Raw genomic sequence first — 12,093 nt, forward strand, 5'->3', positions numbered from 1 at the left:
GCGCCAGTAGGATCTGGCGCAATTATGCGCTACTTGAGGCAGTCGATGAGTGCATCGTGCCAGTGCGGCTGGCTGACCTGCCATTCGCGGGCAAGGCGGGAACAATCCAGGCGTGAGTTGAGCGGTCGTTGCGCTGGCGTCGGGTACTCGCTCGAGGGGATCGGCAGCAGTTCGGCGCAGGGCAGCCCGCGCGCCTTCAGCTGTTCACCGATGGCCTGGGCGAAGCCGAACCAGGAGGTTTCACCCTGGGCGGTCAGGTGGTAGGTGCCCCAGGCGCCGGCCTGACCGTTCTGCCAGCGCTCGATCAATGCACGCGTACTGGCGGCAATTGTGGCTGCCCAGGTCGGGGCGCCGATCTGGTCGTTCACGACGTTAAGCTGAGGACGTTCCTGAAGCAGGCGCTGCATGGTCAACAGGAAGTTGCGTCCATACAGCGAATAGACCCAGCTGGTGCGCAGGATCAGGTGCTCGCCGTCCACAGCCCTGATAGCTTGTTCGCCCGCCAATTTGCTTTTGCCATAAACGCCGAGTGGATGGGTCGTATCATCTTCGTTATAGGGTTCGGACTTGCAGCCGTCGAAGACATAGTCCGTGGAGTAGTGGATCAGCGGCACGCCAAGGCGCGCCGCTTCCTCGGCAAGCACTCGTGGCGCCTCGGCATTGATCGCGAAGGCCAGTTCCGGCTCGCTTTCGGCCTGATCCACTGCGGTATGGGCGGCGGCATTGATGATCAAGTCAGGCGCCAGCTGGCGTAGCGGTTCGCGCAATAGTTCTGGTTGCGCCTGATCGAGCTTGTCTCGGCCGACCAGATGTACTTCGCCTAAACCGGCCAAGGCGCCTTGCAGCGCCTGGGCAACTTGGCCATTGCGGCCGCAGACGAGAATTTTCAGGGGTTTCATGGTGGCAACTCGATTTCAGTCAGGTTAGGTCCTGCCAGGCGTCTGGTGGGCGCAGAAGCATCCTCACCAGGCTCCCGTGGACAAATCAGCTTCTGGTCATCCCGCACTGTTGGCGGTGAAAATCATCATGCTTCGGCGGCCAGAATACTCAAATACTGGCCGTAACCTGTCTTCTTCAGTTCTTCGGCTTTCGCCTTCAGCTTTTCACGGCAGATCCAGCCTTTCTGGAAGGCGATCTCTTCAAGGCAGGCTACTTTCAGCCCCTGGCGGTGTTCGATGGTCTGCACATACTGGGAGGCCTCGAGGAGGCTGTCGTGCGTACCTGTGTCGAGCCAGGCAAAACCTCGACCAAAGCGCTCGACACGCAGGTCGCCTCGTTCCAGATAGACATTGTTGACGTCTGTGATCTCCAGTTCGCCGCGTGGAGAGGGTTTGATGCCCTTGGCAATTTGCACTACATCGTTATCGTAGAAGTAGAGGCCGGTCACGGCATAACTGGATTTGGGCTTGGTGGGCTTTTCTTCGATCGACAGGGCGCGGCCTTCAGCGTCGAACTCGACAACACCAAAGCGCTCCGGATCCTTGACCCAGTAACCGAAAACGGTGGCGCCGGTCGGTTGCTTGACCGCACGCTGCAGTTGTTCGCTGAACCCCTGACCGTGGAAAATGTTGTCGCCGAGGATCAGGCACACCGGGTCTTCGCCGATGAATTCCTCGCCAATCAGGAAAGCCTGGGCCAGACCGTCAGGCGAAGGTTGCTCGGCATAGCTGATGTTGATGCCGAACTGACTGCCGTCACCAAACAACTGACGGTACTGAGGCAGATCATGTGGCGTGGAAATCAGCAGGATATCGCGGATGCCCGCCAACATCAGCACCGAGACCGGGTAGTAGATCATCGGCTTGTCATAGATCGGCAGCAGTTGCTTGGAAACGCCAAGCGTGATGGGGTGTAGGCGAGTACCGGAACCCCCGGCGAGGATGATGCCCTTGGTCATGCGATCAGGTCCTTGGAGTCATTGTTGCCCAGGCGTTCGCGTTGGTAGCTGCCGTCCTGGACATGCTTGCACCATTCGAGGTTATCCAGGTACCACTGAACGGTCTTGCGCAGACCGGTCTCGAAGGTTTCCTCCGGTACCCAGCCAAGTTCGCGTTCGATCTTGCTTGCATCGATCGCATAGCGCTGATCGTGACCAGGCCGGTCCTTGACGAAGGTAATCAGGTCGGCGTAGTGGCCGACGCCCGCGGGGTGTTGTGGCGCCAGCTCTTCAAGCAGGGCGCAGATGCCACGTACCACATCGATGTTCTTTTGCTCATTATGGCCACCGATATTGTAGGTTTCGCCTACCTTGCCTTCGGTAACCACTTTGAAGAGGGCGCGTGCGTGGTCTTCGACGAACAGCCAGTCGCGAACCTGCAAACCGTCACCGTAAACAGGCAACTGCTTGCCCTCGAGGGCATTGAGGATGACCAGCGGGATAAGTTTTTCCGGGAAGTGGAATGGCCCATAGTTGTTCGAGCAGTTGGTCAGCAGCACCGGCAGCCCATAGGTACGGTGCCAGGCGCGTACCAGGTGGTCCGACGCCGCCTTGCTCGCCGAATAGGGCGAACTGGGGGCGTAGGGCGTAGTTTCGGTGAACAGGTCATCGACGCCATGAAGGTCGCCATAGACCTCGTCGGTGGAAATATGGTGGAAGCGGAATGCCTTGCGCTCGTTCTCATCCAGCGTGTTCCAATAACCACGCGCAGCCTCCAGCAGGCTGTAGGTGCCAACGATGTTGGTCTGGATGAAGTCCGACGGACCGTCGATGGATCGGTCTACATGCGACTCGGCCGCCAGGTGCATGATGGCATGCGGTTGGAAACGGGTGAGCACGGCACTGACTGCGGCCTGGTCGACGATGTCGGCCTGGACAAACTCATAGCGTGTGTTGCTGGCAATGCTGGCTAGGGATTCCAGATTACCTGCGTAGGTCAGCTTGTCGAGATTGAGGACTTCATGCTCGGTATTGCTGATGAGGTGACGTACCAGTGCCGAGCCGATGAAACCGGCTCCCCCGGTAATGAGAATACGCATGTCGGATTCCCTTTCCTTCCATTAATGACGGTAGCTTGCGGGGCCATAGCTTGTCGGCTGACAAGGCTGTAGGCAAGTTGAATACGCTGGTTTGCGTATCCCACGCGACGAGGTGCGATTGTACGCTGCCGTCTTGCCAATTTGCCTATCTGATGGCGATATACAGGAAAAATACGAGGTTTCCTGTAATGCCCCTCTCCACCTTGATCCAGCGCTCCAGCCTGCCAGCCCCTCTGCTTGGCGGCGCTCAGGCCCATGCCTTGTTGCGGGCGTATTACGATCTGGAGGGAACTGCGTATGTTTTAGGCAGCCAGCAGGATCTGAATTTTCGCGTCGACAGTGACCAGGGCCGGTTTGTGCTCAAGGTCTGCCATGGCAGTTATGCGGCGATCGAACTGCAGGCGCAGCATGCGGCACTGGCTTTTCTGCACGGGCAAGGCGTGCCGGTGCCCGCGGTGCGTCCTGCGAACACAGGCGAGCCGCTGCTGGAATTGGAGATCGATGGCCAGCCGTTGCGAGCCCGCCTGCTCGACTACATTGACGGGCGGCTGCTGACCCGCCTGGGGCATTTGCCGGCGCGGGTGATGGCCGAGCTCGGCACGCTTTGCGCCGAGGTCGATAAGGCACTGGCCGGTTTCGACCACCCGGGTCTCGAGCGTACCTTGCAGTGGGATCCACGGCACGCCTCGGTGCTGATCGAGCACCTGTTGCCGGTGTTGCAGGATGCCCAGCGTCGCGAGCAGGTGGCACAGGTCGCACGGTTGGCGGCCGCTCGCCTGCAACCGTTGGTCGAGCAGTTGCCGGTCCAGGCCGTGCACCTGGACATCACCGACGACAACGTGGTCTGGGCCCGCGACGATCAGCGGCAGTGGCAGGTGCAGGGCGTCATCGACTTCGGCGACCTGCTGCGCACCTGGCGTATCGCCGACCTGTCGGTGACCTGCGCGGCCCTGCTGCACCACGCCGAGGGCGACCCGTTGCGCATCCTGCCAGCGGTCAGCGCCTATCACGCGGCGAACCCGTTGCAGGAGGTCGAGCTGCGCGCCTTGTGGCCGCTGGTGCTGAATCGCGCCGCAGTGCTGGTGCTCAGCAGCGAGCAGCAGCTGGCGATCGACCCGGGCAACCAGTACACCCGTGACAACATTGCCCATGAATGGGAGATCTTCGACACTGCCTGCTCCGTACCCGCCGCGTTGATGGAGGCGGCGATCCTGCAGGCGGCGGGCCAGGTGCCCGTGATGCCGGACATCAGCGGTTGCGCCGCGTTGCTGCCGAGTCTTGCCGGGCAGCCGGTCGCCCGGGTCGACCTGGGCGTGCTCAGCCCCCTCTGCGAGGCAGGCAACTGGGAGCAGCCGGGCTTCGACCAGCGCTTGCTCGCCGCCCAGCAGGGGCCGGCGTGCAGCCTCCATGGGCAGTACCGTCTGTCGCAAACCCATATCGATCGGCCAGAAGAGCCGGCCACCTGTGCCTTGGGCGTGGAGCTGAACCTGTTGCCAGGCAGCGCGCTGCAAGCCCCCGAGGCTGGTGTCTGGCAGCGCACCGGAGAGGGTCGCGGCTGCCTGCGAACCGCACACTGGAGCCTGTGGCTCGCTGGCCTGGAAGAGACGCCGGCCGATGGCCAGGCGCTGCTCAAGGGTCAGGCGCTGGGGGCGACCTGTGGCTTCCTCAGCGTGCAGCTGTGCCTGGATGCCGATACCCGCCCACCGTTCTTCGCCACCCCGTCCCACGCCGCCGCCTGGCTGGCCCTGTGCCCGTCACCGCGCACCCTGCTGGGCTTTGACTGCGATGCCGATCCGCTGGCCGACCCGCAAGCCCTGCTGGCCCGTCGCGATGCCAGCTTCGCCCGCTCGCAGAAGCATTACTACGCCCAGCCGCCACACATCGAGCGCGGCTGGCGCAACTACCTGATCGACATGCAGGGCCGTTCGTACCTGGACATGCTCAACAACGTCGCGGTACTTGGCCATGGCCATCCACGCATGGTCGCCGAGTCGGCGCGCCAGTGGTCGCTGCTCAACACCAACTCGCGCTTCCACTACGCGGCCATTGCCGAGTTCTCCGAGCGACTGCTGGAGGTAGCCCCGGAAGGCTTCGACCGGGTGTTCCTGGTCAACAGCGGCACCGAGGCCAACGACCTGGCGATCCGCCTGGCCTGGGCCTACAGCGGCGGGCGCGACCTGCTCAGTGTGCTGGAGGCCTACCACGGCTGGTCGGTGGCCACCGACGCGATCTCCACCTCCATCGCCGACAACCCCCAGGCCCTGGAGACCCGCCCGGACTGGGTGCACCCGGTGGAGGCACCGAACACCTTCCGCGGGCGCTACCGGGGCGCCGACAGCGCCGCCGACTACCTGCGCGATGTCGATGCCAAGCTGGCTGACCTCGACGCCCGTGGCCGCCAGCTGGCCGGCATGATCTGCGAGCCGGTGTACGGCAACGCCGGGGGCATCTCGTTGCCGCCGGGCTACCTGCGCGAGGCCTATGCCAAGGTGCGCCAGCGCGGCGGGGTGTGCATCGCCGACGAGGTGCAGGTCGGCTACGGGCGACTGGGCGAGTATTTCTGGGGCTTCGAGGAGCAGGGCGTGGTGCCGGACATCATCACCATGGCCAAGGGCATGGGCAACGGCCAGCCGTTGGGCGCGGTGATCACCCGGCGCGAGATCGCCGAGGCGCTGGAGGCCGAGGGCTATTTCTTCTCCTCGGCCGGGGGCAGCCCGGTCAGTTGCCGCATCGGCATGGCGGTGCTGGATGTGATGCGCGACGAAGGGCTGTGGGACAACGCCCGTGACGTTGGCCGCCACTTCAAGGCGCGCCTGCAGGCGTTGGTCGATAAACATCCGCTAGCCGGCGCCGCCCACGGTTCCGGGTTCTACCTGGGGCTGGAACTGGTGCGCGATCGCCAGACCCTGGAGCCGGCGACCGAGGAGACCATGATCCTGTGCGATCGCCTGCGCGACCTGGGGATCTTCATGCAGCCTACCGGCGACTACCTGAACATCCTCAAGATCAAGCCGCCGATGTGCACCACGCGGGCCAGCGTGGACTACTTTGTCGACAGCGTGGAGCGGATTCTGGGTGAGGGCTTGTAAAATCGATTCTTATCGATTTTCAGTGGCGCCTTATGCAGAAAAGGTCTCGTCGCTTGCTTTAAAAGTCGATATTTATCGGATATAAGTGTTCGTCATAAAGCAGTCGGGACCGCTTTGCGGTCCTTTCGCGACGCAAGGCCGCTCCTACAGGGATAGCGTTCGACCTGTAGGAGCGGCCTTGTGCCGCGAAAGGCGCGCGCAGCGGGCCCCGGACCACCGACAGTTGCCAATTAGAGGTCATCGATGAAAACGCTCAACTCGACCCCCCGCGCCGACGGTTTCCATATGCCCGCCGAGTGGGCCCCGCAAACCCAGGTGTGGATGGTCTGGCCGGAGCGCCCGGACAACTGGCGCCTGGGTGGCAAGCCGGCGCAGGCCGCGCACGTGACCCTGGCCAAGGCCATCGCCCGTTTCGAGCCGGTCACCGTGGCGGTGTCCGCCGGCCAGTACGAGAACGCCCGTCGCCAGCTCGACCTGCCCAACATCCGTGTGGTCGAGATCAGCAACGACGACGCCTGGGTGCGTGATACCGGGCCGACCTTCGTCATCAACGATCACGGCGAGGTGCGTGGCGTGGACTGGGGCTTCAACGCCTGGGGCGGCTTCGACGGTGGCCTGTACGCACCCTGGAACCGCGACGAGGAGCTGGCCGCCAAGGTCATGGAGATGGAGCGCGTGCAGCGCTACCACACCGAAGGCTTCGTGCTCGAGGGCGGCTCGATCCACGTCGACGGCGAAGGCACCCTGATCACCACCGAGGAATGCCTGCTCAACCGCAACCGCAACCCGCACCTGAACCGCGAGCAGATCGAGGAGATCCTGCGCGAGCACCTGGCGGTCGAGACCATCGTCTGGCTGCCGGACGGCCTGTACAACGACGAGACCGATGGCCACGTCGACAACTTCTGCTGTTACGTCAGCCCCGGTGAAGTGTTACTGGCCTGGACCGATGATTCCAATGACCCCAACTACGCGCGCTGCCACGCCGCCTACGAGGTGCTGAAAAACACCCGTGACGCCAAAGGGCGCGAGTTCGTGGTGCACAAGATGCCGATCCCGGGGCCGCTGTATGCCACCCAGGCGGAATGCGACGGCGTCGACCATGTGGTGGGCAGCCAGGAGCGCGACCCTTCTGTGCGCCTGGCCGGTTCCTACGTGAACTTCCTGATCGTCAACGGCGGCATCATCGCCCCGAGCTTCGACGACCCGGCCGATGCGCAGGCCAGAGCGATCCTGGCCAAGGTCTTCCCGGACCACGAAGTAGTGATGATCCCGGGACGTGAGCTGCTGCTTGGTGGTGGCAACATCCACTGCCTGACCCAGCAGCAGCCGGCACCGGTAAAACGTTGATCGGCCAATGAATGAAAAACCCGTCGGATGACGGGTTTTTTTATGTTCGCGATACTCGGTCGGGTGGCATGGCACAGCAATTGTATTGATTTTTCCTCGTACTTCAGACGAATGGACCTACGCCATTCTGTAACGCGTCTGAAGTAACTTAGCCGCTCACTCGGCCCAGGGAGTACGTGAGGAAATGAACGCAGCAAGTGAGTCGGCTTTGCCCGCAACGGCAGCCTGTCACCAATCGCTCAGAATCCTGGCTCAGTGGTTGAAACGTCATGGAGACAATCGGGTCAGGACGACCGATCCACGCCGCCTGCTGGATGGGCGATACCCTCAAGGTCTGATCAGCGAGGAAGAGCTCGAAGCTCTGCTGGCTGTCTGGCATTGACCGGGAAGGAACCCGTCGCAGAAAAAAACGCCACCGCATCCGCGGTGGCGTTTTCGTTTGTGAGGCGTGCAGCAGAAGTACGCATCCCCTGTGTGTAGGAGCGGCCTTGTGCCGCGAAAGGGCCGCAAGGCGGCCCCGGCGATCTTGCATGAACGCTGAAATCCTGGGGCCGCTTCGCAGCCCTTTCGCGACACAAGGCCGCTCCTACAGGGATCGTGTATGGCCTTTGACGATCAGAAGCTGTAGGTCCCGGTCACCACCAGGCTACGCGGATCACCCACCTGGATCTGCGCCGCACTGGTGGCCGAGCTGTAGTAGGTCTTGTCGGTGATGTTGCTCAGCGCCGCGCGTACATCCCAGTCATGGGTGCGGTAGCCCGCCAGCGCGTCCCAGCGGCCATAGCCCGGAAGGATCACGGTGTTCTGGTTATCGGCGTAGCGGTCGCCGACCAGGGTCAGGCCGGTTTCGGCGTACCAGCCCAGCTCCGGTTTCCAGGTGACGAACAGGCTGGCGTTGCGCTTGGCGACATCGTTGATGCGGTTGCCCTGCTGGCCGTTGTTGTCCTTGACGATGGTCGCGTCCTGCAGGCCGATGCCGCCGCGCACATACCAGTTGCCCACCACGTTGCCGGTAGCGGTCAGCTCGATGCCGCGCGAGCGTTGCAGGCCGCTGAGCTGGATCAGCTCGGGGTTGATCGGGTCGCGGGTACGGCGGTTGTAAAGTTCCAGTTCGTAGATCGCGAGGGTGGTGCTCAGACGCTCGTCGAACCACTCGCTCTTGACCCCGATCTCCTTCTGCCGGGTCTGTTCCGGGTCGGTCTGGTTGGTGTTGCCGGCAGCGCCTGGGGTGATGCCGATCAGGCCACCACCGACCGGAGAGTAGGTCTTGCTCCAGGACGCATAGAAGGAGTGGTCCTGCCAAGGCGTGTACACCACGCCGATGCGCGGGCTGAAACTGTTGTCCTTCTGTTTTTCCGAGATGTCGCGCAGCTTGTTGGTGGTGTCCACCTCGAACTGGTCGAAGCGCACGCCGGCCAGCAGCTGCCACTGGTCGTTGAGGCGGATCTGGTCCTGCAGGTAGATACCGGTGCTCTCGACGTCGGTGTGGTTGTTGCTGGACACCCGCATCGTGCCGTTGTGCTGCTGGCTGGCCGTCGAGCCCTGCACGGGTACCGATGGCACGCCGACGCCCTGGTGCAGTAGCGAGTTGCGGCGCTGCTCGCCCATTTCCAGGCCTACCAGCAGGGTGTGCTCGAGACCGAAGGTCTCTACATGGCCTTCCAGTTCGATGGTGTTGTAGAGGTTGCGGGTGCTCAGGTCCTGCTGCCAGCGTTGGCGGTCCACCAATCCCGCGGCGGGGCGGTAGGCGGTCAGGTAGGTGTTGTCGAAGTCGCTCTCCAGGGTGAACAGGCTGAAGGTATGGCGCAGTTGCCACTGGTCGTTCAGCTCGTAGTTCAGGCGCGAGCGCAGCGACTCGGCGCGGTCGTTGATGTAGTCGCGCTGGGTGTCGCCGTAGGTGGTCTTGCGGCTGACGTCGGCCGGGCGCCCGGTGAGCGGGTTGCCGGGGATGCCGCGATCGGGGGTACGGTCGTAGCGGCTGTACTCGTACTGCACCAGCCAGTTCAGCTCGGGGGTGATCTGCCAGCTCATGGACGGGGCGAACAGTTGGCGGTGGTTGCCGTCGATGCCGTCGCGGAAGCTGTTCTTGTCCTCGTTGCCCAGGTTCAGGCGCAGGCTGAGGGTGTCGCTGGGGTCGGCGCTGAGATCGGCGTACAGGCTGCGCAGGTCCTGGCTGCCGCCCTGGGCTTCGACGGTCGAGCGGCGGCCGTGCTCCGGCGCCTTGCTTACCCTGTTGACGATGCCGCCCTGGCTGCCACGGCCATAGAGCACCGCCGCCGGGCCCTTGAGCACCTCGACCCGCTCGATGTTGTGCAGGTCGCGGGTGTACTGGCTGTCGTCGCGGATGCCGTCCAGGTAGAAGTCGTTGCTGGCGTCGAAGCCGCGGATGCGCAGGCTGTCGAAGCGCGTGTCGGCGCCGCTGCTGACGTTGGGGATGCCTTCCAGCGCCTTGCCCAGGTTGCTGCTGCCGTAGTCCAGCACGTTGCGAGTCTTCACCGAATCGATGGCCTGCGGCACATAGCGCGCCGGGGTCGAGGTACGGGTCGCGGTGGTCACGTCCTTGACCCGCGGGTTGTCCTCTTCGCGGGTGCTGTCGGCGGTCACCGAGGTTTCCGGCAGGGTCGTGGTGGCGGCACTGGCCAGGCCGGCGCTGAACAGCAGTGACAGGCCCAGGGTCAGGGGGGAAAGGCGGCAGGGGGCAGGCATCGAAGGCGTCCAAGGAATGGAGTGAGAAATTGGGCGCGAATGGTAATGCTTGCTATTTACTGTTGCATCGACATTTGTAAAGGGTTGTCTTTACATATGTTTCAAAATGTTGCTATCTATTCGGATTGATTTTGAATTGTCTTGATATTCATACAGATGCGCACGGGGATGACCTGTAGGAGCGGGCTTGTCCCGCGATGGCGCCCTGGCTGGACGGTGATGGGGGCATTGCCGACCTTATCGCGGGGCAAGTCGCACCGCCGCTCTCACGCTGCTCAGGGCAATTTCCGACAGGGTATCGAGAGGCCTGCGGGAGCACGGTCGTATGACGGTTTTATGGATTTCGCCCGCTTTCCACAAAAGAGACAAATTTGCGCTGACCCACGGCAGATATGCATGGAAATGCACCAGCACTGACCTAGTTTTTGGTTATATCAACCTGCATTTCACGTTTTTTTGACATGTATAAGCAGGCAGGGCTAGGATTCGGGCTCTACGCCTGCTGGCCATGATCTGGCCATGCGGCTGCAAGGCCCGTTGCAGACCATTGGCGGGCCTTTCGGCTTGGATCCGCATAGCGTCGAACCTACGAAGGGGCGTTGGTTCCTGGCGTTCTAATGCAGAGCGTTTTTGAATACGAAATAAGGAAAACAACATGTTGAAAACCAGGATCAGCCTGGTCGCCCTGGCGATGATCGCCGCGACCCAGGCACAGGCCAATGAGCAGGCCGAAAGCAAGGGCTTCATCGAGGACAGCCACGCCAACGTCCTGCTGCGCAACGCCTTCATCAACCGTGACAAGAAGCACCACACCAACGACCAGTCCCAGTGGGGCCAGGGTGTGATCGCCAACTTCTCCTCCGGTTTCACCCAGGGCACCGTCGGTGTCGGCGTCGACGCCTTCGGTCTGTACGCCCTGCGCCTGGATGGCGGCAAAGGCCGTAACGGCGGTGGCGGTATCGATTTCTTCAAGCGTGAAAACACGGTCAACGAGCGTGAGCGCAGCGATGCTGCCAATGACCTCGCCCGCGCCGGTGCGGCGATCAAATTCCGCGTCTCCAACACCGTGCTCAAGTACGGTGACCAGATGCCGGCCCTGCCGGTCCTGCAGTACGACGATTCGCGCCTGTTGCCAGAAAGCTTCAGCGGTACTTCGATCACCTCCAAAGAGATCAAAGGCCTGGAGCTGAACGCTGGGCGTTTCACCAGCGAAGTGCAAAAGAGCGCCCAAGGTCACGACAGTGGTCGTTTGAAGGCAATCAACGTACTGGGCGGTAGCTACAAGTTCACTGACAACTTCACCGCGTCGCTGTACACCGCCGACAACGAAGACGTGATGAAAAAGCACTACCTGGGCATGAACTACGTCTACCCGATCGCGGCAGACCAGTCCCTGACCTTGGACTTCAATGGCTATAAGTCCAAGCTCGACAAGAAGTTCATCGAAAAATGGGGCATGCGTGAGGGCGATCAGGACAACACTATCTGGAGCCTGGCGGCTACCTATGCGTACGGTCCTCACTCGGTAACCATCGCGCACCAACGCAGTACTGGCGATACCGGCTACAACTACGGCGGTTACCAGCGTGATGGCGGCTTCGGCGATGGTGGTTCGACCATTTACCTGGCCAACTCCTACTGGTCCGACTTCAACGCAGAAGACGAGCGCTCCTGGCAGATCGGCTACGGCCTGGACTTTGGCGCATTCGGCGTCCCTGGCCTGACCTACAAAGTTGCCTACGTGCGTGGTGACAACATCAACACCCACGGCAATGGTGAAGGTAAAGAGCGCGAAATCTTCAACCAGCTGCGTTACGTCGTACAAGAAGGCCCGGCCAAGGATCTCTCGGTCAAACTGCGTAGTTCCTTCCTGCGTACTTCGCGCAACGTCGCCGACTTCTACATGGACGACGGCAACGAAGTCCGCGTATTCGTCGAGTACCCGATCAGCATCTTCTGATCCTGATCCCGC

At 62.2% G+C, this 12,093-nt stretch carries 7 protein-coding genes; 3 read left to right on the forward strand and 4 right to left on the reverse strand.

Features of this window, described 5'->3' with window-relative positions:
• Positions 1–29: 29 nt before the first annotated feature.
• From rfbD to rfbB, 3 genes are all read right to left on the reverse strand, one after another.
• Positions 30–890 (reverse strand): dTDP-4-dehydrorhamnose reductase, encoded by an 861-nt coding sequence (gene rfbD, locus K2O50_RS01175; protein ID WP_050703420.1) that lies wholly within the window; start codon positions 888–890, stop codon positions 30–32.
• 134 nt (positions 891–1,024) lie between these two features.
• Positions 1,025–1,897: a glucose-1-phosphate thymidylyltransferase RfbA gene (gene rfbA, locus K2O50_RS01180; protein ID WP_050703349.1), complete on the reverse strand. Its 873-nt coding sequence runs from the start codon at positions 1,895–1,897 to the stop codon at positions 1,025–1,027.
• Positions 1,894–2,976: a dTDP-glucose 4,6-dehydratase gene (gene rfbB / locus K2O50_RS01185; protein ID WP_050703350.1), complete on the reverse strand. Its 1,083-nt coding sequence runs from the start codon at positions 2,974–2,976 to the stop codon at positions 1,894–1,896. The genes rfbA and rfbB overlap by 4 nt, the downstream gene beginning before the upstream one ends.
• 188 nt (positions 2,977–3,164) lie before the next feature.
• On the opposite strand from rfbB, the gene K2O50_RS01190 reads away from it, so the two are divergent.
• Both K2O50_RS01190 and aguA read left to right on the forward strand, forming a co-directional pair.
• Positions 3,165–6,065 carry an aminotransferase gene (locus K2O50_RS01190; protein ID WP_050703351.1) on the forward strand — a complete coding sequence of 967 codons (2,901 nt, stop codon included), beginning with the start codon at positions 3,165–3,167 and terminating at the stop codon, positions 6,063–6,065.
• 243 nt (positions 6,066–6,308) lie between these two features.
• Positions 6,309–7,415 (forward strand): agmatine deiminase, encoded by a 1,107-nt coding sequence (aguA, locus tag K2O50_RS01195; RefSeq protein WP_050703352.1) that lies wholly within the window; start codon positions 6,309–6,311, stop codon positions 7,413–7,415.
• A 615-nt stretch (positions 7,416–8,030) separates the two neighbouring features.
• Here aguA and K2O50_RS01200 read toward each other — a convergent pair.
• Positions 8,031–10,121, reverse strand: coding sequence for a TonB-dependent siderophore receptor (locus K2O50_RS01200; protein ID WP_050703353.1), 2,091 nt, complete (start codon positions 10,119–10,121; stop codon positions 8,031–8,033).
• A 655-nt stretch (positions 10,122–10,776) separates the two neighbouring features.
• On the opposite strand from K2O50_RS01200, the gene K2O50_RS01205 reads away from it, so the two are divergent.
• Positions 10,777–12,081 (forward strand): OprD family porin, encoded by a 1,305-nt coding sequence (locus K2O50_RS01205; protein WP_050703354.1) that lies wholly within the window; start codon positions 10,777–10,779, stop codon positions 12,079–12,081.
• Positions 12,082–12,093: the final 12 nt, after the last annotated feature.

The organism is Pseudomonas sp. 2hn (assembly GCF_019646095.1).
Taxonomy (GTDB): Bacteria; Pseudomonadota; Gammaproteobacteria; order Pseudomonadales; family Pseudomonadaceae; genus Aquipseudomonas; species Aquipseudomonas peradeniyensis.